Annotated in this window: 20 protein-coding genes and 2 riboswitches; of the genes, 4 read left to right on the top strand and 16 right to left on the bottom strand. The window is 36.6% G+C overall.

Translation table 11 applies throughout. From position 1 onward, the window contains the following. The 3 genes from ENO17_04430 to ENO17_04420 all read right to left on the bottom strand — a co-directional run. A partial coding sequence (locus tag ENO17_04430) for a hypothetical protein (GenBank protein HER24280.1) occupies window positions 1-582 on the bottom strand: 582 nt, incomplete at its 3' end. A 5-nt stretch (window positions 583-587) separates the two neighbouring features. Continuing rightward, window positions 588-1,472 (bottom strand): nucleotidyltransferase, encoded by an 885-nt coding sequence (locus ENO17_04425; protein ID HER24279.1) that lies wholly within the window; start codon window positions 1,470-1,472, stop codon window positions 588-590. A 296-nt stretch (window positions 1,473-1,768) separates the two neighbouring features. Next, window positions 1,769-1,878, bottom strand: a riboswitch (glycine riboswitch). A 311-nt stretch (window positions 1,879-2,189) separates the two neighbouring features. Next, window positions 2,190-3,173 (bottom strand): Fic/DOC family protein, encoded by a 984-nt coding sequence (locus tag ENO17_04420; protein HER24278.1) that lies wholly within the window; start codon window positions 3,171-3,173, stop codon window positions 2,190-2,192. 394 nt (window positions 3,174-3,567) lie between these two features. Between ENO17_04420 and ENO17_04415 the strand changes: the two genes are divergently transcribed. From ENO17_04415 to ENO17_04405, 3 genes are all read left to right on the top strand, one after another. Next, window positions 3,568-4,281: a TetR/AcrR family transcriptional regulator gene (locus ENO17_04415; GenBank protein HER24277.1), complete on the top strand. Its 714-nt coding sequence runs from the start codon at window positions 3,568-3,570 to the stop codon at window positions 4,279-4,281. 46 nt (window positions 4,282-4,327) lie between these two features. Next, a complete protein-coding gene (locus tag ENO17_04410) occupies window positions 4,328-6,898 on the top strand; it encodes a pyruvate, phosphate dikinase (GenBank protein ID HER24276.1) in 2,571 nt (856 codons plus the stop codon). A gap of 71 nt (window positions 6,899-6,969) precedes the next feature. After that, complete coding sequence (locus ENO17_04405; GenBank protein HER24275.1) at window positions 6,970-8,151, top strand: MFS transporter; 1,182 nt, start codon at window positions 6,970-6,972, stop codon at window positions 8,149-8,151. Window positions 8,152-8,281: 130 nt separating this feature from the next. Here ENO17_04405 and purH read toward each other — a convergent pair whose 3' ends face one another. The 11 genes from purH to polX form a co-directional block, all read right to left on the bottom strand. Then, on the bottom strand, window positions 8,282-9,841 hold the full coding sequence (gene purH / locus ENO17_04400) for a bifunctional phosphoribosylaminoimidazolecarboxamide formyltransferase/IMP cyclohydrolase (GenBank protein HER24274.1): 1,560 nt from the start codon (window positions 9,839-9,841) through the stop codon (window positions 8,282-8,284). Then, the gene (gene purD, locus ENO17_04395) at window positions 9,838-11,118 is read right to left on the bottom strand and encodes a phosphoribosylamine--glycine ligase (GenBank protein ID HER24273.1); all 1,281 of its coding nucleotides are present in this window, start codon (window positions 11,116-11,118) and stop codon (window positions 9,838-9,840) included. The genes purH and purD overlap by 4 nt, the downstream gene beginning before the upstream one ends. 108 nt (window positions 11,119-11,226) lie before the next feature. Next, on the bottom strand, window positions 11,227-11,829 hold the full coding sequence (locus ENO17_04390) for a phosphoribosylglycinamide formyltransferase (GenBank protein ID HER24272.1): 603 nt from the start codon (window positions 11,827-11,829) through the stop codon (window positions 11,227-11,229). 47 nt (window positions 11,830-11,876) lie between these two features. Then, window positions 11,877-12,905, bottom strand: a complete 1,029-nt coding sequence (locus tag ENO17_04385; protein HER24271.1) for a phosphoribosylformylglycinamidine cyclo-ligase — start codon at window positions 12,903-12,905, stop codon at window positions 11,877-11,879. Between the two features lie 56 nt (window positions 12,906-12,961). Next, on the bottom strand, window positions 12,962-14,305 hold the full coding sequence (locus ENO17_04380; GenBank protein HER24270.1) for an amidophosphoribosyltransferase: 1,344 nt from the start codon (window positions 14,303-14,305) through the stop codon (window positions 12,962-12,964). Continuing rightward, window positions 14,305-16,488, bottom strand: a complete 2,184-nt coding sequence (gene purL / locus ENO17_04375) for a phosphoribosylformylglycinamidine synthase subunit PurL (GenBank protein ID HER24269.1) — start codon at window positions 16,486-16,488, stop codon at window positions 14,305-14,307. The genes ENO17_04380 and purL overlap by 1 nt, the downstream gene beginning before the upstream one ends. A 118-nt stretch (window positions 16,489-16,606) precedes the next feature. Beyond that, window positions 16,607-17,314 (bottom strand): phosphoribosylformylglycinamidine synthase subunit PurQ, encoded by a 708-nt coding sequence (gene purQ, locus ENO17_04370; GenBank protein HER24268.1) that lies wholly within the window; start codon window positions 17,312-17,314, stop codon window positions 16,607-16,609. Next, entirely contained in the window at window positions 17,311-17,562 is a 252-nt protein-coding gene (gene purS, locus ENO17_04365) for a phosphoribosylformylglycinamidine synthase subunit PurS (GenBank protein HER24267.1), read from the bottom strand. The genes purQ and purS overlap by 4 nt, the downstream gene beginning before the upstream one ends. 124 nt (window positions 17,563-17,686) lie before the next feature. Then, entirely contained in the window at window positions 17,687-18,721 is a 1,035-nt protein-coding gene (gene purC, locus ENO17_04360; protein ID HER24266.1) for a phosphoribosylaminoimidazolesuccinocarboxamide synthase, read from the bottom strand. 227 nt (window positions 18,722-18,948) lie between these two features. Beyond that, entirely contained in the window at window positions 18,949-19,422 is a 474-nt protein-coding gene (gene purE, locus ENO17_04355; protein HER24265.1) for a 5-(carboxyamino)imidazole ribonucleotide mutase, read from the bottom strand. Window positions 19,423-19,653: 231 nt separating this feature from the next. Further along, a riboswitch (purine riboswitch) is annotated at window positions 19,654-19,757 on the bottom strand. A 97-nt stretch (window positions 19,758-19,854) separates the two neighbouring features. After that, the gene (gene polX, locus ENO17_04350; GenBank protein ID HER24264.1) at window positions 19,855-21,576 is read right to left on the bottom strand and encodes a DNA polymerase/3'-5' exonuclease PolX; all 1,722 of its coding nucleotides are present in this window, start codon (window positions 21,574-21,576) and stop codon (window positions 19,855-19,857) included. A 370-nt stretch (window positions 21,577-21,946) separates the two neighbouring features. Between polX and ENO17_04345 the strand changes: the two genes are divergently transcribed. Beyond that, window positions 21,947-22,534, top strand: a complete 588-nt coding sequence (locus ENO17_04345; GenBank protein HER24263.1) for a uracil-DNA glycosylase — start codon at window positions 21,947-21,949, stop codon at window positions 22,532-22,534. A 21-nt stretch (window positions 22,535-22,555) separates the two neighbouring features. Here ENO17_04345 and ENO17_04340 read toward each other — a convergent pair whose 3' ends face one another. Together ENO17_04340 and ENO17_04335 are read right to left on the bottom strand one after the other, a co-directional pair. Beyond that, on the bottom strand, window positions 22,556-22,723 hold the full coding sequence (locus tag ENO17_04340; protein ID HER24262.1) for a DUF4392 domain-containing protein: 168 nt from the start codon (window positions 22,721-22,723) through the stop codon (window positions 22,556-22,558). A gap of 169 nt (window positions 22,724-22,892) precedes the next feature. After that, on the bottom strand, window positions 22,893-23,108 hold a 216-nt coding region (locus ENO17_04335), incomplete at its 5' end, for an FCD domain-containing protein (GenBank protein HER24261.1).

The raw sequence follows: 23,108 nt of genomic DNA, 5'->3' as shown, positions 1-23,108 counted from the left end.
TTTTAATATTATTTCACCTGTTGTCTTTCTTGTTGTCCAATACTCACCTTTAAGTTTTGAGGCAGGATTACCTATAATCTCAAACACTATTGCCCCTTCATGAACTGAACTTCTGTTAGATAAAGATAATTTAGGTTTGCTTATATAACAGTATACTAATTGCTGAATCTGTTTATCCTTGTTAATTTTAAAATCTTCTACGTAGCTTTGACTTACCATTTCAGTTGTTTTCATTACACAATCTATTTTTGAGAATTTTTGTTTAATCGTTAAGATAACAGAAATTGGATCATTTTTTTTATTAGTCTTTGTATCAATCCAGTCAGAATCAATAAATCCTTCCCATGTTCCATTTAAATTTGGAAATGGGACAAGCCAACCTCGGAATATCTTTAATTTCCATCCCCAATTAACAAAAAATGCATATATTACTAAATCAATAGAGACAACTTGGGGAAGAATTTTTAAATATTCTATGAAGTTTGATAAATCAACATTTTTTAATGAGGCAATTCCAAACCAGATAACTGCAGATATACCGAGAAATATAAATAAAAATGCTTTAATATTTAAATTCTTCATATTTATTATTCAAATCCTATATAATTCCAAGCAGCTCTTAAAAAATTATTAGCTTCTTGCCTTGTCCATTTTTGTAATGGTCGAAATAAATATATTAATTCGCTCACTTCTCCCCACTCTTTACAATCTTCATAATCTTTCGTTTTATTGCACAGATAAATTATACTTTCTCGAACATCTTCTGTATGAGTATAATTATTCAAATTATTATTTGGAACATTCCAAACAAGACACTCAATTAAAAAACCAGGTATTACTTTGGCTTGAGATACTTCATTTTCAGACATTTTATTACACAAAGTTTTTAAAATTCGAACTGTGTATTTAAATCTATGATTTGTATCATTATTTTTATTTAACCCATTGGAATAATGCTGTTCAGGCCAATTTATAACTCTTTCACCATTATCGGAATACAACTCAACTCCAGATAGATACTTACCGTTTTGTTGATATCTACGGTGCTCAAAAAATGGTGCAACATCAGCATCAACATGATACGAATTTTCTTTTATATCAAATACTTTATTTCCACGCTTTACTGAATTTCTGCCAAAATAAGATATTAAAGCTTCGTAAACTTCATTTTTAAATTGTGTATAATGATAGCTTGCATCTATAATATTAAAATGCTCACTTGTATAACCTTCGGGCAAATCATAAAAAAAAGAATCATAACACAATATACCTATATCAATGTCACTATCTTTGCGAACGTTAGTATTATTCCGATAGGAACCTTGTATGAAGACTAGTATCCTTTTTTCTCTTAGTTTATCATTTGCTTTAATAGCGTTCTTAATCTCTTTTTCAACATTCTCGCATCTTTCCTGTTCAGACTTTCCTGGTGGTTTTGCCCAACTTGTAAATGTATCTTCCCAATTATTCAATGACATTAGTTTTCCTTTCAATATTAAAAGAATAAAGGAGTCAGGTCTCATCATTTGGCATATCGAACCCTAAAGATCAAAACCATTATATTTCTATGCTTTTCTAAAATGTTTCTACGTAAATAAAAAGGACAGAGTAAGAAAATAATCAAATTTCTCTCTTACTCTGTCCTTTTGCCTGAAAGATTCTTCCTAAGAAATTAGGAGATATTTCTTTTAGTAAACTCTGTATGGGTTTTCCTAAAGCGTAGGAATTGCCCCGTCGGTGCTTTTTTGTATAAAGCTCTCCAGAGTTCTGTCCGGTAACGGTCCATTTGCCTGAAAGTTTAAATACTTTTGGTATCTTACCTCTTCGGCTCCTTTTCTCTTTTTGTAAAAAAGAAAAGGTCTCTCCTGTTACCTTCATACAGATTATGATATTTATTTAGTTAAAACGTTCTAATATAACTAATACGACATAATTCTTAAAAGTCCTTCTTTTTAAGGAAAGTTTTGTTTTGTAGGTAAAAGAGGAACACACTTTACTTTTTATAAAGCATTAAATTCGGGAGTATTAAAGAAGAATGCCCCCTTTTTATCTAAGTTTTAAAAGTCCTTCTTTTTTAGAAGAAAAGTTTTTGGTTCAGGAAATGGAGATTACCGCACCCTGATAAATCAGGGTTCACACTGACAGAACGGGACGGATGAGTTCGACCACTGCTTTTCAAATATTCTTTCTCAATTATTTTGATTAATTAAATTCACAATGACTTTAACCATAGTATCTTTTTCTTCTGCTTTGCTTTCAGCAATCAATAAGGTCAAAGCCACCAGGGCATTGTCGGCAAGGCGTTTACTGCCATCCTCATGATATAGAATTTTATTTTCATTTAAAAACCATAAGAATAAAGAGGTAGCAATTCGCTTATTTCCATCTATAAAAGAATGATTCTTAACCACAAAGTATAGGAGATGGGCAGCTTTTTCTTCAATGCTGGGATAGAGATCTTTTTTATCGAAAGTCTGATATATTGCTCCAATAGAGCCAGAAAAAGATTGGTCTTTTTCCAAACCAAATAATCCGGAGGGGTAATGGCTTTTCAGGCGTTCTAATTCATAGCGGGCTTTTTGGTAGCTAATCCTAAATCTCTCCTGAGTAGTAACCTTTTTTATCTCTAATTTTTGTAAATCATATTCATCGAGTAAATGCAGGGCTTTTTGGTAATCAAGGATCACTTTTAACAATCCGGTTGCTTCGGTTGAATCTAAGGATTTATTCTGTAGGAGTCTTCCCATAATTCTTGAGGTTTTTTGGAATTCTGTTAACTTCGCCCGGTCTTCGCGCATTCTTTTTTCATTTATGGTATAGCCTTTAATAAGATGTTCTTTTAAGACATGGGTAGCCCAAATGCGGAATTGGGTACCGCGTTTGGAATTTACCCGGTAACCGACGGAAATTATCGTGTCAAGATTATAAATTAACATCTGTCTTTTCTTTCCATCTTGTGCAACTTGTGCAATTTTTGCACAGGTTGATTTTTTATCCAATTCCTTTGCGCTGTATACGTTATTAATATGTCTTACTATAACTGAACGATCTCTTTTAAATAACCTCGCTAATTGATGTGCATCAAGCCAAACGGATTCTTTTTTTAAATTGACTTCAAATGTTTCTTTCCCGTCCGGTGTGGTATAGATGACTATTTCATTATTTCCCGGCATTAATATTTTCCTTTTTTTTAATTATTGATACTATTCATGATTATTTTACATTTGCAGGTTAGTATATATCTACATACTGTACTACTTGTTAAAAGTCCTTCTTTTTTGAAAGAAAAATTTTAAGTAGAATTAGGGGGACACACTTTACTTTTCTCCTCGCATAAATGTGGGAATACAAAAGAAGAATGTCCCCCTAATTCTACTACCTGTAAAAAGTCCTGCTCTTTTTTGGGAAAAAATATTTTCAGTTAAGAAAATAAAGATTGCCTCACTTTCGTCGAAAGCGATGAGTGAGACTTGACCTCATAAGATACTTGACAAGGGCAGGATTTTTAATTATAATAAACATACCGTCGGTCGGTATGTATAAAAGCAAGGAAGGAGATGATAGTTTATGTCAATAGAAGAAAGAAAAAGCAGAAAACAGGAGTTTCTTGAGATAGCCTTAGAATTGTTCTATCAAAAGGGATTTGAAAATAGCACTATTAACGATATTATCGAAGAAGCCGGAGTATCCAAAGGGGCATTTTACCATTACTTTGTCTCCAAGGAAGAAGTCTTGGAAACGATTGCCAGACAGTATGTTGAAAAGAAATTGAATGTCATAGAAAACATTGCTGGTAAAGCGGATTTAAATTCTCTGGAAAAGATCAATCAAATAAGTGAAGATATGTTTGGTTTCAAGATGCGGCATGCAGAGATGCGATGGAAAATATATAAAATCATAGCCCGGAATAATAATATTAAACTGGAAAATCAGATACTGGAATATTCCCTGGAATTATCCAGGCCAATTTATCATAAAATAATCATGCAAGGAATAGCAGAAGGAACATTTAATATAAACTACCCCGAAGAGGTCACCGAACTGTATATCCATCTCAACAGCATATTTAATAAAATGTCATCTAAAATTATCATAGATAGTTTTGAATCTGATCTTGATGATTTAGAAACACTTAAAAGAAAAATGATGGAACCCAAATGTATAGAAATACTTACCAGGAGATTTGCTTTTTATGAGGAAACCTTAGAAAGAACACTGGGAATAGAAAGGGGGTCAATTAAGTTAGTAGAACCATTGTTAGAAAAGTTAAAACATTTGTAATTTTTATGCACAATCTCAGCACTTTTTTTGAAAGGAGTAGGACGGAATGTTTCATTATCAATACATTCGAAGATTGGATCAAATCAGTAAAGATGATTTCCTTCTTGTCGGTGGAAAAGCCAGCAATCTTGGAGAGATGATTAAGGCCGGATTGCCGGTACCAGGTGGGTTTGTTGTGCTGACTTCGGCCTATCAAGGATTTGTAAAAGAAAACAACCTGCAAAGAAATATAAGTAAAATTATTGAGAAGATTGATTTTAACGATACCGCAAAATTAGAAAAAGTATTCGAGACCATTCAAAATTGGTTTAAGGATAGTAAAATACCTGAAGATATTAAAAATGAGATAGCCTCGGCATACCAAAAATTAGGTGGCGGCGCAGTGGCCATTCGTTCTTCGGCTACGGCAGAAGATTTACCCGGGAGTTCTTTTGCCGGTCAATATGACACCTACCTGAATATTTGTGGAATAGAGGGCATTTGTGAAGCGGTTAAAAAATGTTTTGCCTCATTATGGAACACACGAGCCATGTCGTATAGAGCAAAACAGGATATATCAGATGATGAGCTGTCCCATGCGGTTGTAGTACAAAAATTAGTTAACGGAGAAAGAGCAGGAATTTTATTTACAGCCAATCCGATTAACCATCGACGAGACCAGATGATGATTAATGCATCCTGGGGCCTTGGAGAAGCCATCGTTAGCGGAGAGGTTTCTCCGGATCAGTGGATAATAGAGAAAAATACAAGGGAAATGACAGAAAATAAAATATCTACAAAGCAAGTAATGACTGTGAGAGAAACAGAAGGAACTGTTAATGTAAAAGTTCCGGTAGAGCTACAAAATAAACCATCATTAAGTAAAAAAGACATTAAAAATCTAATAGAAATGGGATGTAAAACTGAATCATACTTTAGTTCACCCCAAGATATTGAATGGATCATTGCAAAAGATAAAGTCTATCTTCTTCAGTCCAGAGATATTACAACGCTCCCGGATAAGGAAATTTTGACTGATTATTTTGAATGGAATAGTAGTAAAGAAAGACATTATTTGTGGACTAATAATATGGTTGGAGATGTTTTTCCTGAGGTCATGACGCCAAGTACCTGGTCGATGTGGAATACTGTTCTGGGTAATAGCTTTGGAAGACATCCAGCCATAGGGAATATTGGGGGACGCCTTTACCTTAATTATTCTTTTGTCTATTCAATGATGAGAAAGTTTGGCAAGAATCATGAACAGACAGTAAATTTTTTAGAAGCTATGATAAGCCCTCCATCGGAAAATGTAGATATTCCAATCATTCCCATTTCCATAAAAACAATATTATCTGAAATCATACCCTATCAAATTAAAACAGCATGGAAGCAGAGGAAGTTAAAGAAAAACTGGCATATCATCACCTCTGCTGTGCCTGAAAGGTGCCAAAAAATTCGAAAAAAAATAGCGGAGGTCCGTGAAAAGAAGGAGTTAGTTCCCCTATGGTTTGAAGAAGTAAAACCATTATTCATCCAACTGTTTTACCTTCAGGATACATTCAATGATAATTTTTTTATGCCTTATGCTAATTTTAAAAGTGAGTTAAAAAAATTAGTTACAGAAGAAAAGGCCAATGCTTTTTTGACGAATATGAACAGTAATTCAGAGGAACTGGCCAGTATTGGTCCGCTTTTAGGATTATTAAAAGTGGAAAATGGTGAAATCAGCGGTGAAGAATATATTCAATTATATGGACACCGACATTATAATGAAAACGAGTTTTCAGTACCACGTCCGGAAGAAGATGAAGAATGGTTTGAGAAACAATTAGCTGAATTTAAAGATTCAGCGGTGAAGGTAAAAGAATCATTGAAAAGAAGGTCAGCTGATTTTGAAAAAATGTGGAAAAAACTTGAGAATGATTACCCTAAAAAAGCAAAAATATTAAAAGAAAAAATAAATATGATTAGAGATACAGTACATATAAGGGAAAGGATCCGTTCAGAATTGAGCCGTTCAGTTGGTGTTGTTCGTCATTTCTTCCTAAAAGCAGGGGAGTTAACCGGTCTTGGTGAAGAAATTTTCTTTTTGACCCATCAGGAATTAATTGAAGTATTGTCAGGCAATCATTTATCATGCCAATATATTCCTGTCAGAAAGAAAAAATACGCTGAATATTGTAACTTGCCACCTTATCCTCAATTTATCAAAGGGGAATTTAATCCCTTTGAATGGGCGAAAAATCCAAATAGACGCAGTGATATTTATGCCATTGAGATTTCTACTTTATCATCACCTGACGATAATATCATTAAAGGATGTGCGGCATCCTTTGGCTGTGTGGAAGGAATTGTACGGCGTATAGACAGCCCTGAAGAAGGACATTTACTTCAACCAGGTGAAATTCTTGTTACCACAACAACCAATATAGGTTGGACTACTCTATTTTCGAAAGCAGCAGCGGTTGTCACTGATGTTGGAGCTCAACTATCTCATGCAGCTATCGTCGCTCGTGAAATGGGCATTCCCGCAGTTGTAGGAACCGGGAATGCAACCATGTACATGAAGACGGGAGATCGAGTAACGGTAGACGGGAGCAAGGGAATTGTAAGAGTTTTTAAGGACGGGCAATAGAGTAAATTTTTTTAATGTAATCAAACCGACGGTCGGTATATTTACATTGGGAGAAAGGACAAATTACTACAATGAAGAAAATAAGCATTAATATCATCGTTTTATTTTTCAGTCTTGTCGTTGTTATGTTGGGGTTCGGTATGGTGATGCCTCTCATTCCCTTTTATATAGAAAGGTTGGGTGCGGGCGGAAGTGAACTCGGCCTTTTAATTGCTTCTTATGGTGTCATGCAGCTTATCTTTGCTCCCATCTGGGGAGATATATCAGACAGATGGGGAAGAAGAAAAGTGATGATTGCTGGCATGCTGGGTAATGGTGTTACTCTTCTTGCCTTTGGATTGGCAAGTCATCTATGGATCCTTTTTATTGCAAGAATATTATCAGGAGTGCTGGCTTCAGCTATGCTTCCTGCATCAATGGCCTATATAGGCGATATTACTACCACGGAAGAACGGGGAAGCGGCATGGGATTAATAGGAGCTGCTGCGGGTGTCGGAATAGTGATAGGACCTGGCCTGGGAGGTTTACTGTCGGTTAATTCCCTTGCTTTTCCATTTTTTATCGCTGCATTACTCTCAATGATATCAGTTTTATTCATTTTTTTCTTTTTACCTGAATCCCTTTCGGCAGAAAAGAAAGCAAAAAATAGCCAAGGAGTTATCACGGATCAATATGCACGGATGAAAAAAGCCTTGCTCAGCCCAATTGGAAATTTGCTTATCATCACTTTTATAGTAAGCTTTGGACTGACAAATTTCCAGGGGATATACGGACTGTTTGCCTTAAAAAAATTTGGCTACGAACCGCAAAAAGTGGGCACCATTCTTATGGTCATGGGCATTGTTCTGGCTGTTGGTCAGGGAGTGATAGCAGGTAGGCTTATCAAGAGATTTGGAGAGGAATTGATAATAAAAATGTCCTTATTACTCAGTTCTATTGGTTTTCTTTCCATGGTAAAAGTGACGAGTTACCCGGGAGTATTAATCAGCACGGGATTTTTCATTTTGGCGATCTCTTTACTCCGCCCTTCCCTGGCTGCCTTAATTTCCAAAAAATCTACTGTGGGACAGGGCATGTCTATGGGTTTGAACGATTCCTTTAAAAGCCTGGGACGGATTTTTGGCCCTGTATGTGCAGGTTTTATTTTTGATATTAATGTTAACTACCCTTATTTATTCGGCGTTGCCATTATGTTAATCGGTTTTTTATTAGGATTAGCCAAAATTAAAGAAACAGGAAATCTTTCCGGATAAACAAAGAAAATAAGGAAAGAAAAATAAAAAAGATGCATTCCAAACAATCGGGGAATGGTATATAAAAAAGTAAGGGCAGATACAAAATCTGTCCTATCATTAAAATTAATTGAGAATGAATGCGTTAAAATTAATGTTTAAAGCATCTTGTATCGGTAAATACCATAGCCAGATTATGCTCATTGGCAGCTTTGATCACTTCCTCATCTCGCTTCGAGCCACCTGGTTGAATAATGGCGGTTATTCCCGCTTTAGCCGCCTCATCTACCCCATCTCTAAAAGGAAAAAAGGCATCGGAAGCTAGATATGACCCCTTGGAACGACCTTCTGATTTTCTAATGGCAATGAGAACCGAATCTACCCGGCTCATCTGTCCGGCACCGACACCGACGGTCTGTTTATCCTTGGTCAAAACAATGGCATTCGATTTGACCTGTTTAGCTGCCTTCCAGGCGAATAAGAGCTCTTCCAATTCTTTTTGATCTGGTTTTCTATTGGTGACTACTTTCAGGTCTTCTATATTGATTTCCTTTATGTTTCTATCCTGAACCAGAAATCCACCGGGTATTTTTTTAATATCTTTTACTTCGGTATCTCTATTTTTTAAATCTCCCACTTTGATTAAGCGGCGATTCTGTTTTCGTCTTAAGATTGTGAGAGCTTCATCTTCAAAGTCGGGTGCCAGTACTGCCTCCACAAAAGGCGTTTCATCAATTAAATCAGCCAATTTTGAATCTACTACCCTATTGATACCGATAATGCTGCCATAGGCAGAAAGAGGATCCCCCCGGTAAGCTTTTCGAAAAGCTTCTTCAATAGTAGACGCGCTGGCCAAACCACAGGGATTGGTGTGTTTTACAAAGGCAACGGTAGGTTCCTGAAAATCTTTCACCATCTCCAGGACCGCTCCTAAATCGACTAAATTGTTGAAAGATAATTCTTTGCCTCCCAATTGTACTGCATCTCCCAGGTTGGCTTCTTTTACCGATACTTCTTTGTAGAAAGAAGCTGATTGATGAGGATTCTCTCCATAACGCAGATCTATCACGTTTTCACCCAGTAAATTGAGCGTATGGGGGAAAGAAGTCGATTCTTTAAGTAGATTTTTTCTTAAATATTGGGAAATAATCCCATCATAAAATGAAGTATGTTCAAATACCTCGGTCGCTAATCTCTTTTTAGTCTCCAAGGATACTTCTCCCTGGTTTTTCTCTAATTCTTCCAAAATGATAGGATAATCCCGGGGATTTATGACGACAGCGACATCCTGATAGTTCTTGGCTGATGCCCTTAAAAGCGAAGGTCCGCCAATATCAATATTCTCGATCGCTTCATCCAATGTTACTTCTTTTTTTGAAATGGTTTTTTCAAAAGGATATAAATTGACAACAACCAGGCCAATTGGTTCTATCTGCTGGACTGCTATCTGCTCTTGATGGAGGGAATTATCACTTCTGGCTAATAACCCTCCAAAAATCAAAGGATGAAGGGTCTTGACCCTGCCATCCAATATCTCCGGAAAATTGGTTACTTCGGAAATTAATTTCACTTTGATTTGAGCATCTTTTAATAGCCGGGCTGTTCCTCCGGTAGAAATAATTTTGATTCCTAATTTTTCCAGACCTTTGGCAAAATCAATCAATCCTTCTTTATCGGATACGCTGATTAAGGCGCGTTTTATTTTGGTCATTTGTTTTTCTCCTTTATAGCCTTAGCGGCAATATCTTTCCGGTAGTACATACCTTCAAAATAAATTTCTTTTACAGCTTCATAAGCCTTTTCTATTGCTTTGGATATCGTTTCATCCCAGGCAGTTATCCCCAGGACCCTTCCTCCCGAAGTAACTACCTGATCACTCTGCAATTTGGTGCCGGCATGAAAGGCTATCATATTTTTCATTTTTTCCATCCTTTCCAAACCGCTAATCGATTTTCCTTTCTGGCACTTCCCCGGATATCCTTTGGAGGCAACTACCACACATACTGCAGCATTATCTTCCCATTCAATATTAATTTGATGAAGTTTATCCTCAATGACTGCATTCAATATATCGATTAAATCTGTTTTTAATCTGGGCAATATAACTTGAGTCTCCGGGTCACCAAAGCGGGCATTAAATTCTAAAACTTTGGGACCTTCTTTGGTTAATATCAATCCGGCATAAAGGACCCCTTTATACTCTTTCCCTTCATTCTGTAAACCTTTTACAGTAGGTTTTAAAATCTCTTCCAAAACTCTCTTTTCAAACTCATCAGGATAAAAGGGAACCGGGGAATAAGCTCCCATCCCCCCGGTATTAAGCCCCCGGTCATGATCAAATATCTTTTTGTGATCCTGGGAGGAAACCATGGGGATAACCGTTTTCCCATCACAAAATGCCAAGATCGATACCTCTTCTCCTTCTAAAAATTCCTCTATGATGACCTGCCTGCCTGCGTCCCCAAATTGTTTTTCTTTCATCAGTGCATTCAAGGCGTCTTTTGCTTCTAGCAAATTTTCTACAATAAATACGCCTTTACCTGCAGCCAACCCGTCTGCCTTGATGACCAAAGGGAAAATCTGTTTTTGTATATAGGCGAGTGCCTCCTTGCTATTTTGAAAGACTTCATAATTTGCAGTAGGGATATTGTATTTTTTTAATAAATATTTGGAAAAAACTTTACTTGATTCAATCTCAGCAGCATTTTTACTTGGACCGAATATCCTTAAACCCTGTTTGTTAAATTCATTGACAATTCCCCGGGATAAAGGTAATTCCGGTCCCACTACGGTTAGATCAATCTTTTCCTTTTGGGCAAAATCAACTAATTTTTCTATATTGTCTGCATCAATGCTTTCACATTGGGCTAACCCGGAAATTCCGGCATTGCCCGGTGCGCAATAAATTTGAGAAACTTTTGGGCTTTGTTTTATTTTCCACACCAGGGCATGCTCCCGTCCTCCACTGCCAATAATCAATACTTTCATTTTAAATTTACCCCTCTTCTAAAAATTCTAATCAAGGGAGCGGATTTATCCGCCCCGAAAAGATGGGTTCAATGAATTAAACCCCTACATTTCCTTTTTAATAAATGATTATTTAATCAAGACTTTTCTTCCTTTAACCATTAATCTACCTTCACAAAATAACTGGATTGCTCGAGGATAAATTTGATGTTCTTCTTTCAGGATTTTCTCTGCCAAAGAGTCCTCGGTATCATCATCGCTCACCTCTACTGCCTTTTGCAGGATAATCGGACCGGAATCTACTCCCTCATCCACAAAGTGAACGGTACATCCGGAAATCTTAACGCCATATTCCACGGTTTGCTTATGAGCATGTAACCCCGGGAAAGAAGGGAGTAAGGCAGGATGAATATTTATGATCTTATTTTGATAGGTCCTGATAAAATAAGGACTCAAAATTCTCATATAACCGGCTAGAACGACCAGGTCAATTTTTTTCTCTTTTAAGGTTTTGATGATCTCTTTATCGAAATCTTCCCGGTTTTTAAATTCCTTAAAATCAATATAACGGGTATCGATAAGATATTGTTGAGCCCTTTTCAGGGCACAAGCTTTCGGATGATCGCTGATCACGATTTTGATTTCACCGGCAATTTTACCATCTTCAATGGCCTCAATGATGGCCTGTAAATTTGTCCCTCTGCCGGAAGCCAGGACTCCGATATTTATCATAAATTTCTCCTTAATGACAACTTTCGTGCCTGGCACAAAAGTTGTCATTATTTAATGATGGTTTGTTTTGTTCCCTTAATAATTCGACCAATGACATAAGATTCACAATTCATGGATTCAAGTACTCCTGATATTTTTTCAGATTCACTATGAGATACAATAAAAATCATTCCTATACCCATATTGAAAGTTCGATACATTTCTTGATTAGAAATTTTTCCTTCTTTTTGGATTAAGGAAAAAATAGGAGGTCTACTCCAGCTACCGGAATTTATTTCTACAGATAATCCTTGGGGTAAAATGCGGGGAATATTTTCCAATAATCCTCCTCCGGTAATATGAGCTATTCCCAAAATCTTATATTTCTCAACTAAATACAAAACCGGCTTCACATAAATCCTGGTTGGCCGAAGCAGCTCTTCTCCCAGGGATCTTTCCAGAAAATTTAATTTCTCATCAAGTCCATATTTTTTTACTTCCAATAACACTTTCCTGACTAAAGAGAAACCGTTACTGTGTAATCCATTAGAGGCAATGCCTATTACCGCATCCCCTTCTCTAATTTCACTGCCATCTATTATTTTACTTTTTTCTACTATTCCCACTGCAAAACCGGCCAGGTCATATTCATCTTCTGCATAAAATCCGGGCATCTCTGCTGTTTCTCCGCCCAATAAGGCACAATCTGACATTTTGCACCCTTCGGTAATTCCTTTTATCAGTTCAATCACTACTTTTTCTGACAATTTACCAATGGAAATATAATCCAAAAAAAATAAAGGTTTTGCCCCACAGGTGATGATATCATTCACCGACATGGCCACTAAATCTATCCCCACCGTGTCATGTTTTTTAAGAGCAAAGGCAACTTTTAATTTGGTCCCCACTCCGTCCGTTCCGGAAACCAATACCGGTTCTTTATATTTCTGTTCTGTTAAAGAAAACAATCCGCCAAATCCACCAATGCCACCCAATGCTCCGGAAACAGAAGTTTTACCGATCAATGGTTTTATTTTTTCAACTATCTGATTGGCCAGGCTAATATCTACACCGGCTTCTTTATAAGATTCTCCCATCAGTTAGATTTTCCTTTCTTAAACTAGCGTCCTCTGGGGCTCGATGAATCGAGCCCCTACACTGGATACTTTCCATTAAAACAAGCCAGACAAAAATTATCAGCCGGAATTTTATCAAAAACACTGCATAATCCTTCAATACTCAGGTAACCCAAACTATCTGCTTCTATCCATTTTCTGGTTTCCTCCAGGTTATGATTAGCAGCCCTTAAATATTCTCTGTTTGGCGTGTCTATCCCGTAAAAACAAGGAAAGAAAATAGGCGGAGAACTGATTCGAACATGAATTTCCCTGGCTCCTTCATCTCTTATCAATTTTACAATCTTTCGACTGGTAGTCCCCCGGACAATAGAATCATCGATCAATATTACTCTTTTATCCTTTATGATCTCTTTAATAGGGGAAAGCTTTATTTTCACGCCAAATTCCCGGATTAATTGTTCAGGCTGAATGAAAGTTCTCCCAATATAACGATTCTTGATCAGCCCTTCATCATAGGGATTTCCTGATTGAGCTGAATAACCGATAGCTGCAGAGATTCCAGAATCAGGCACAGGAACTACGATATCTGCTGGTACCGGATACTCCCGGGCTAATCTTCGACCCATTTTTTGCCGGCTTAATGCTACATTTTCTCCGAATATATTACTATCCGGACGGGCAAAATAAACAAATTCAAAAATACAAAGAGATCTTCGGTTATTAGAAATAATTTTGGTCGATCTTATCCCCTCTTTATCAATGACTACCATCTCTCCCGGTTCCACTTCCCGAATAAATTCAGCGCCAATAAGATTAAAGGCACAGGTTTCAGAAGCAAAAAGATGAGAATCTCCCAATTTCCCCAGGGCAATGGGATGAAAACCGAGAGGATCTTTAAGCCCGATCAATTTATCTTCCGTCATGATGACCAAAGAAAAGGCACCTTTTAATTGGGTAGCTACTGTTTCAATATTCTTTTCAATATTTTCTTCCGGAGTCATTTTTATTAAATTAGATATAATTTCACTGTCTGAGGAGGAATAATTCTGAATACCTTTCTCTTTTAATTTTACCTTTAATTCTGCCTGATTCACCAGATTACCGTTATGAGCTAAAGAGAAAGTGCCCCCTTTATAATTCTTTAAGATAGGCTGGCTGTTTTCCCAGATATTGGCTCCGGTAGTAGAATATCTTACATGACCGATAGCACAATTACCCTGCAAGGCCTTTAACTTTTCTTCATTAAATACTTCCGATACCAACCCCAGATCTTTATAGATCAAGAGCTTTTCTCCGTCAGACACAGCAATTCCTGCACTCTCCTGCCCCCGATGCTGAAGGGCATAAAGAGCAAAATAAGTTAATTTAGATGCATCTTCTTGATTAAAAATTCCAAAAATGCCACATTCTTCATGCATTATTTTGCGCCTCTCCAAGCTTTTTCCAGCTGCTCTACTTTTATATTGATTAACCGGTTTATTTTTAATTTTTCCCCCTGTACAGAACCCAATAGCAACAGAGGAACCTGGTATCTTCCGGCTATCTCTTGAAATGAAGAGAGATTTTTCGAATCAAGAGATAGGATGATTCGCGATTGGCTTTCCCCGAATAATAAAGCATCTCTTCTTATCTTGCTTTCAATTTCAATTTTCGCTCCTTTTTTCCCTTTGATACAGCTTTCTGCCAGGGCAATGGCCAATCCGCCTTCCGAACAATCATGAGCTGAAGATACCAATCCCTTCTCGATTGCCTCCCGGCATACCTTTTGGACTGCCTGCTCTTTTAGTAAATCAATCTGCGGGGGTACTCCTTTTTCCAGATGATGAATCACTTTTAAATATTCACTTCCACCCAATTCTTCTTTATTTTCCCCTAAAAGCACGATCAAATCATCATCATTTTTAAATGCCATAGCACAGATATGTTCATAATCTTCAATCATTCCCACCATCCCGATAACCGGTGTGGGATAAATGGATTCCCCTTTGCTTTCATTATAAAGACTTACATTTCCGCTTATGACCGGGGTCTGCAATATTCGGCAGGCTTCACTGATCCCTTTGATGCTTTCTTCCAATTGCCAGTAGATGTTTTCCTTTTCGGGATTTCCAAAATTTAAACAATCAGTGACTGCCCGGGGCAAAGCACCCTTGCAGGACAAATTTCTGGAGGCTTCTGCAACGGCTATCTTCCCTCCCGTCAGGGGGTCAAGATAACCATATCTTCCGTTGCCGTCAGTGGTAAGGGCAATGGCTTTTTTGCTTCCTTTTATTCTCAATATAGCGGCATCATCTCCGGGAAGCATAATAGTATTATCCCCTATCATATAATCGTAATTTTCATAGATTTTTTCCTTGCTTATCATGTTTGGCGAACCCAAGATTTGTAATAATACTTGATTATAGTCATCTGGCTGAGATATTTCGGATAAGTCAAGCCGATTGACCGAATCTAAAATATCCGGCCTTTTCCCTTTACGATGATAAACCGGTACTCCATCGGTTAGTGATTTCACGGGTATATCTACTATGATTTCTCCTTTGTCTCTGATGATAAATTTCCCAATATTGGTTACTTTGCCAATCACTGCGGAATCCAAGCCCCATTTATTAAAAATAGTTTTAATCTCTTTTTCTTTTCCCTTTTTAACCACCACGATCATCCTTTCCTGGGATTCGGAAAGCATAATTTCAAAAGGGTTTATTCCTTCTTCGCGCGTAGGTACTTTGGATAATTCAATATCCAACCCGCTATCCCCCCGGCTGGCCATTTCAGATAAAGAACTGGTTAAGCCAGCTGCGCCACAATCTTGCAATCCAACTACATAATCCAATCCTCTTAACTCTAAACAAGCTTCGATCAATAGTTTTTCAGAAAAAGGATCCCCTATTTGAACCGCAGGACGATCTTCATCAGAGGTTTCATCTAATTCTGTAGAGGCAAAAGAAGCGCCTCCAATGCCATCCCTGCCGGTCTTTGCTCCTATTAGAATGACCGAATTCCCCTGGCCTTTTGCTATTGCCCGTAAAATATCATTTTTCTTGGCCAATCCTACACACATCACATTGACTAAAATATTTTCCTGATAACTTGAGGAAAAAACTGTTTCTCCTCCTACTGTGGGTACCCCGATACAATTACCGTAAAAAGAAATGCCCTCTATGACTCCTTTATAAAGATATTGAGTTTGAGGGTGATTAAAATCTCCAAATCTTAAAGAATCCAACAAAGCAATGGGTCGGGCACCCATGGCAAAGATATCCCGCACTATCCCTCCGATACCAGTGGCTGCTCCTTGAAAAGGTTCGATAGCCGAAGGATGATTATGGCTCTCTATCTTCATGGCAATCACATGGTCGTCTCCTATATCAATGATACCAGCATTTTCTCCTGGTCCCTGAAGGACCCATTCTGCTGAATTGGGAAATAATTTAAGAAGTGGTTTTGAGTTTTTATAACTGCAATGCTCTGACCACATCACCGAGTACATTCCTAATTCTACTTCATTAGGTTCTCTCTGTAGATATTCTTTTATTTTTTGGTATTCTTTCGGAGTAAGATTCCATTTTTTCCAAAATTTTTCCTGCTCAAAGCTTTTCATTAATCAACAATCTCCTATTTTAATTTGCCAATTTACCTATTCACCAATTATCCAATTATTTATAGCGTACTGATCTAATAGTAAATTTCATGATGGTTTCCCAATTTCTAAGATTTATTCATCTAAGTACCGACTTTTTCTTTAGAAAATCTAAAATAGAATGGAAAATATATTTTCCATCGGAGGAACCCAAGCAATCTTCTACGCAGCGTTCCGGGTGGGGCATCATACCCAAAACGTTTCCTTCTTTATTGCATATAGCAGCAATATTATCCGCAGAGCCGTTAGGATTTGCCTTTGAAGTAACCTCTCCATCCTCCTCGCAATACCGAAGGACAATCTGCTTGTTTTTGATCAGTAGAGATAATCCGTGTTCGTCAATATAATAATTACCCTCCCCATGAGCGATAGGTACTTTTAAAACCTGCCCACTTTTACAAGAATGAGTATGAGGAATTTGATTATTTTCCACTCTGAGGTAGGTATATTTACAAATAAAATGAAGACTATTGTTTCTCATTAATGCCCCGGGCAATAAACCTGCTTCAGTAAGGATCTGGAATCCATTACAAATTCCCAAAACCAATCCTCCGGCCTTAGCGTAATCAATGACAGCTGTCATAACCGGAGAAAATCGGGCAATAGCCCCGACCCTCAAATAATCTCCATAGGTAAATCCACCGGGTAAAAATATACCTGCATACCCTTTTAAGTCAGTCTGTTTATGCCAGATATATTCAACTTCTGCTTTTACAACATCACGCAAGGCATAAAAACAATCGTGATCACAGTTTGATCCCGGGAATTGAATGACACCAAATTTCACTTTAACACCTCAACTTCATAGGCAAAATCTTCAATTACCGGATTGGCCAATAATTTTTTACCCATCTCTTCAACCCTTTGCATGACCATCTGCTGATTCTGCCCCTTCATTTTAATATGGATATATTTTCCTATTCTTACCTCTTCTACTTCTTTAAATCCCAATGACTCCAAGGCATTTTGAGTAGCTTTCCCTTGAGCGTCCAATAACCCCTTTTTTAGGGTGATATAAATTTTAACCAACCACATTTTCTTCTCCTTTATACAAATTAACCAATTTGCCGATTCTCCAATTTACCAATTTACACTTCGTAAGACAGACGTTTCCCGTTTTCACGAGGATAAGCCCTCTTGTCTATTATTACACTATCCGCTAAACGCTATTTATTATTTGACCTATTTCCTCTAACAATTTTCTCATAGGAAGGATATTTTTAAACCACTCTTTTTTGGTTATTTCATTGGCAAATGCAGCATAAGCCATAGATATGAGTTCTTTCAATCTTGGCGGTAAGGGTGGAGGCGATAGATTTACCTTATCTTTCCAATTTAGTCCATCCTTCTTTTTTGCATCCATTAATTCTTTAAACCAGGAAGTTTTCCGATAATATAATCGTGCGATCTCCTTGCTGATAGGCATACCTTTAAAAGTAAAGCGACATTCGTCCAAAGTCCCCAAAACATCCACTACCATCAGGTTTCTATCTTCATCAAAAGCAAATTCTATTTTGCCATCTTCGTAGTTCAATCCTATTTTATTTGCCTCTTGCTCAATGAGCTGATTAATGGATAAGGTCATCTTTCTAATCTCTTCTAATTCATTGTCACTAAGGTGGGAATTTTTTTGAGCTTCATCCCAGCCTAAATAGCGGTCACTTGCTTCAAGTTTCGTGGAGACATCTAAAAAAGGTTTATCTAAGATTTGGCCAACTAGAGGTGGCACTTTCAGATCAAGGTCTTTTAATTTTAAATTCCCTTCTTTTAATCTTTTAAATACACTGGAACCTTCGGGAAGAGAATTACGGTAAATAATTTCCAGGGGAATCAATAAATTATATTTTTCGGTTTTATAAATAGAATAATCATAAGTACTGATTTTTTGTAAAGGTTCTAATACTCGAACTAATTTTACCTCCATGGTATCAACCGGCCTTTTAAGATTAGAAGAAAACTTTTCTATTTTATTATCTTCAGCCAAACCTAAATAATGAGTTTTTATCCCCATACTTTCCAATTTTTCAAAAAAATACGCAGCCGAAATGCACAAAGATTTACCCTTGTTGGGAATATGGTCAGGCATCTCTCCCCAATCAAAGACCGAATAACGATCCGAAAAAATAAACCTTCCCTTACCGCTTTTGCTTTTAGATGGTTTTTCTATGACCATTAAATCTTTTACACTACCCATTAATTTGCTCCTCTCAATTAATTTACTAATTTGCCAATTCGCCAATTTTCCAATTTTCCAATTAAAATTACGGGATATAAGTTTACAATTAACAGTCAATGTGTTTTCTATTATCGTCCTTATTTTGGTGAAGGGGTCTGATTTATACGACCCGAATATTTTAGTATTTTTTTTAGCGGGCTCAATGAATCGAGCCCCTCTAAATATATTATGCATTGATAATTACGTTATATTTCTATATCCTTTATTTTTTGAACCATTGATTTTCTAAAATCTTTAAGTCTTTCTCTAATTTTAGAATTTTCAATAGCCAATATATGTGCTGCCATCAGCCCGGCATTTTTAGCATTTCCTATCCCCATGGTAGCAACCGGAACACCTCCCGGCATTTGCACAATAGAAAGCAAAGAATCAAGGCCTCCCAACACTTTAGTTTCTATGGGGACACCAATGACCGGCAACAATGTCCTGGAGGCTATTACTCCCGGTAAGTGAGCTGCACCCCCAGCCCCGGCAATGATTACCTTAAATCCTTCTTCTTCTATCTTTGCAATATATTCAAACAGTAAATCAGGAGTTCGGTGAGCAGACAGCACTTTCATTTCGTAAGAAATGCTCAATTCATCTAATACTTCAGCTGATTTTTTCATGGTTTCTTTATCTGATACACTTCCCATGACTATCGCTACTTTATCATCCATAACTCTTCTCCTTCATTCCTCAAATTTTTATTGACTTTATTAATGATAATTTTGTAACAAATAAAAAACCCAAACGATAGAAATTCCATCAATCAGAGTGGAACCTCTCCGCCTGGGCTTTTAATCCTCCGGTGTAGTATAAAATAAATATACTTTGCACCACTCGGTTCTAATCTTATCTAAGCATAATATAATATTAACCAATATAAATCAGCTTAAATAAGCGATTCCCTAAGGTGCACTTCCACTCGTAGCCTGTCGTGATTTACGGTCACCTGGTAGAAACATCCTTGCCATATTCAAGGATTTATACGAGTCCCTATTATTTAATTTTGGTATTCTTTTCTAATTAAAATATAACAATAACTTACTGAATTGTCAAATGTTATATTTAGTTATTAGAATCCAAAAATAATCTACTATCATAAGAATTTATCCTTTATTTTTCAATCTCTTTAATAATTTACCTAAAGGAAGTGTATTTATTATATCTTTTTCTTCTAACCACCCTCGACGGGCGACATCTACTCCTAAATTCATAAATTCTAAGCCATCAATACTATGGGCATCAGTCTCAATAGCTAATTGCACTCCCTTATCTTTAGCCATCCGACAATAGATATCATTTAAATCAAGTCTTTCCGGATGCGAATTTATTTCTAAAATAGTTCCGGTCTCGGCAGCTACCTTTATCATCTCATTAATATCTACTTGATATGATTCACGGTAGCCGATCAAGCGGCCGGTAGGATGAGCAATAATGCTTACAAATCTGTTTTGCATAGCTTTAATAATTCTCTCGGTAATAACTTTACTCTCCTGCTTAAAACCAGAATGGATTGCTGCCACCACCACATCTAATTTACTTAATATTTCATCGGAAAAATCCAAACTGCCATCTGATTTTATATCAACCTCAATCCCGGTCAAAATGATAAAATCATCTAACTCCTGATTTAATTTTTGAATTTCTTCCACTTGCTCTCTAAGTCTTTCTTCGGTTAATCCCCCGGCAAATTTAAGTGATTGTGAATGATCAGTAATGGCGATATATTTATAACCTCTCTTTTTAGCTGCCTCTGCCATTTGCTGAATGGTATCTACCCCATCACTCCATTGACTATGTAAATGTAAATCACCTTTTATTTGAGGATTCTCTATCAACCGAGGCAATTTATTTTCCTGTGCCGCCTCAATCTCTCCCCGGTCTTCTCTTAGCTCCGGAGCGATAAAAGGTAAATTTAAAATTCGATAAACTTCCTCTTCCTCTTTCCCGGCTTTCCTTTGGCCAGTTTTCGCATCAAATACGCCGTATTCATTTATCTTAAAACCCATCTTTATCGCCAATTCTCTTAACTTAATATTATGTGCTTTGGACCCGGTAAAATATTGCAGTGCTGCTCCAAAACTTATTGGTTCTACTACTCTTACATCGACATGAATATCATCCCTGGTTATAACACTTGATTTAGTTGGTCCTTCAGCTAAGATTTCACTTACCTGGGGCAAAGAAGTAAATTTTTTCATTATTTTTTCAGGTTTTTGGGAGGTCACTAGAATATCGATATCACCAATAGTCTCTTTTTTACGTCTTAAACTACCGGCGAAGCTTATTTTATCCGTCTCTTTTAACTGATGTAAACTCTCTACAATCTCTTCTGCTAAAGGCAAAGCAGTACCCAAAAGAACTCTTTCTTTCCGTCTTTTATATAATTCGATTCCTCTCAAAATATTATCTTCAGATTTCTCCCCCATTCCCGATAGGTCTTTAATCTGATGCTCTTTAACTGCTTTTTCTAATTTCTCTATATTATCTATACCTAATTCTTCATATAGAAGTTTGGCTGTCTTAGGTCCCACTTCAGAAATATCCAGAAGCTCTATCACCCCGGAAGGTATAGTCTCTTTTAATTTTTCATAATACTCGAGTTTTCCGGTGGTTAAAAATTCTTCGATCTTTTGAGCAATAGCACTACCAACTCCGGGAATATTGTTCAATCCTCCCTGTTGGTAAATTGTCTCTATATCAATAGCTAAATTCTCTAAAACCAAAGCAACCTTTTCATAAGCTCTAATCTTGAAAGGATTTTCTTCTTTTATTTTTAAGATTTTAGCAATCTGCTCAAATATTCGGGATAAATCCAAATTTTTCATTTCTCTTGCCTCCCTCCATTATGAAATTTAAAATTCCTATTATTGTCTTGGTCCTTTTCTTTCATCTACAAAGTCTAAAATCACCTATATTTTTAAAAATTAGAATCCAGCTCATGCATTATATTTTCTATAAAAATCTTAAAATCCCTCTTTTTTTATAATAATTCCCTGGAATATTTTTTTGAACAGTCTGCAAACCTGTTTCTTACAAAAAAGTAGCCTGTCCCCTTTTTCTGTGCTTTACTTGATAAAAAGTATTTAAAAATGGTAAAATTACAATAATTAAAAGATAAGAATTATATCAAATAATCCATAATAATTATTTTATTAATATTTACTTTAATAATCAAATTAATGGGGATTAGAATTGATGTCAGAAAATTTCAACCCACTTTCCATAGAAGAAGTAGCAGAAGAATGTAAAAATTGTGAAAAATGTCCTTTGTATCTTTCTCGTACCAAGGTTGTTCCCGGGGAAGGAAATGCAAAATCCAAGGTAATGTTTATCGGAGAAGCTCCGGGAGAAGAGGAAGACCTCAAGGGTAAACCTTTTGTGGGTAAAGCTGGACAACTGTTAACTAAAATTTTACAATCAGTTGACATTAAAAGAGGGGATATATTTATAACGAATATGTTAAAATGCCGACCACCTGCTAATCGCAATCCTTCTAAAAGCGAGATAGAAACTTGTCTTCCTTATTTGGAAACCCAGATCGCTTTAATCAATCCCAAAATTATCGTTACCCTGGGCAATATCCCCACACAACATTTATTAGAAACTACTCAGGGAATTACTAAACTTCGAGGTCAGTGGTTTGATTGGATTGGTGAGATAAAGATATTTCCTATGTTTCATCCCAGTTATTTATTAAGAAACGAAGCAACTTTCCCGGGCAGTCCTAAAGAGTTAACCTGGAAAGATATAAAAACTCTCAAAAAAGCTCTTGATGAACTTTAAATTCCCTTTTTTGCTTCTAATTTACTTATTGATTTCACCACTAATTCCATCTAAAAACTGTGTATCGGCAACTTTTTCTAATACTCTTCTTTCGATTTCTCCGTTATGAAAAATATCCGGTCTTCCTTTTAAAATTGCCAATCCCACTCCTAAACCATATGCTCCCCACTTGGAAACTGCAGCGGTAATTAAAGCATCTGTCTTGGTTTAAGGCGCTATTCCTGCCCCACAAGGACATTTACATTTATTTCCAATAGGTAGTATTGTTTTATATTGAAAAGATCATCAATGGCAAGGAAAATTTAGAATTGATATATTTTTACAATAATCTTTGGGGTACTTAATTCTCTAACTCTTCTTATTGGTTATTTTCTCTAAGTTCTATTTCTTGGAGAAGGGCATCCTTGCCATTTTCTATATGTTCTCTCATTAATTTTTCCGCCAGTTCTCCCTTTTTTTCTATTAGAGCTTTTAGAATTATTTTATGTTCTTCTATTGATTTTGCCTGTCGTTTTTTTTGCGATATGATCTCGGAAAAACGTTCTCTTGTTTTTTTGTAAACATTATCTAATAA

This window comes from Candidatus Atribacteria bacterium (genome assembly GCA_011056645.1).
Taxonomy (GTDB): Bacteria; Atribacterota; Phoenicimicrobiia; order Phoenicimicrobiales; family Phoenicimicrobiaceae; genus Sediminicultor; species Sediminicultor quartus.
This window is presented reverse-complemented; position numbering and strand designations above follow the sequence as displayed.

What these genes read in the sequence shown, in the direction of transcription:
- ENO17_04385 (HER24271.1), bottom strand. Translation starts at nt 12,905, where the DNA reads ATGGGAGAATCTTATAAAGAAGCCGGTGTAGATATTAGCCTGGCCAAT.
- ENO17_04345 (HER24263.1), top strand. Translation starts at nt 21,947, where the DNA reads ATGTCAGAAAATTTCAACCCACTTTCCATAGAAGAAGTAGCAGAAGAA.
- ENO17_04405 (HER24275.1), top strand. Translation starts at nt 6,970, where the DNA reads ATGAAGAAAATAAGCATTAATATCATCGTTTTATTTTTCAGTCTTGTC.
- purH (HER24274.1), bottom strand. Translation starts at nt 9,841, where the DNA reads ATGACCAAAATAAAACGCGCCTTAATCAGCGTATCCGATAAAGAAGGA.
- ENO17_04390 (HER24272.1), bottom strand. Translation starts at nt 11,829, where the DNA reads ATGATAAATATCGGAGTCCTGGCTTCCGGCAGAGGGACAAATTTACAG.
- ENO17_04380 (HER24270.1), bottom strand. Translation starts at nt 14,305, where the DNA reads ATGCATGAAGAATGTGGCATTTTTGGAATTTTTAATCAAGAAGATGCA.
- ENO17_04415 (HER24277.1), top strand. Translation starts at nt 3,568, where the DNA reads ATGTCAATAGAAGAAAGAAAAAGCAGAAAACAGGAGTTTCTTGAGATA.
- polX (HER24264.1), bottom strand. Translation starts at nt 21,576, where the DNA reads ATGAAAAATTTGGATTTATCCCGAATATTTGAGCAGATTGCTAAAATC.
- purD (HER24273.1), bottom strand. Translation starts at nt 11,118, where the DNA reads ATGAAAGTATTGATTATTGGCAGTGGAGGACGGGAGCATGCCCTGGTG.
- purC (HER24266.1), bottom strand. Translation starts at nt 18,721, where the DNA reads ATGGGTAGTGTAAAAGATTTAATGGTCATAGAAAAACCATCTAAAAGC.
- purE (HER24265.1), bottom strand. Translation starts at nt 19,422, where the DNA reads ATGGATGATAAAGTAGCGATAGTCATGGGAAGTGTATCAGATAAAGAA.
- purS (HER24267.1), bottom strand. Translation starts at nt 17,562, where the DNA reads ATGTGGTTGGTTAAAATTTATATCACCCTAAAAAAGGGGTTATTGGAC.
- ENO17_04410 (HER24276.1), top strand. Translation starts at nt 4,328, where the DNA reads ATGTTTCATTATCAATACATTCGAAGATTGGATCAAATCAGTAAAGAT.
- ENO17_04420 (HER24278.1), bottom strand. Translation starts at nt 3,173, where the DNA reads ATGCCGGGAAATAATGAAATAGTCATCTATACCACACCGGACGGGAAA.
- purL (HER24269.1), bottom strand. Translation starts at nt 16,488, where the DNA reads ATGAAAAGCTTTGAGCAGGAAAAATTTTGGAAAAAATGGAATCTTACT.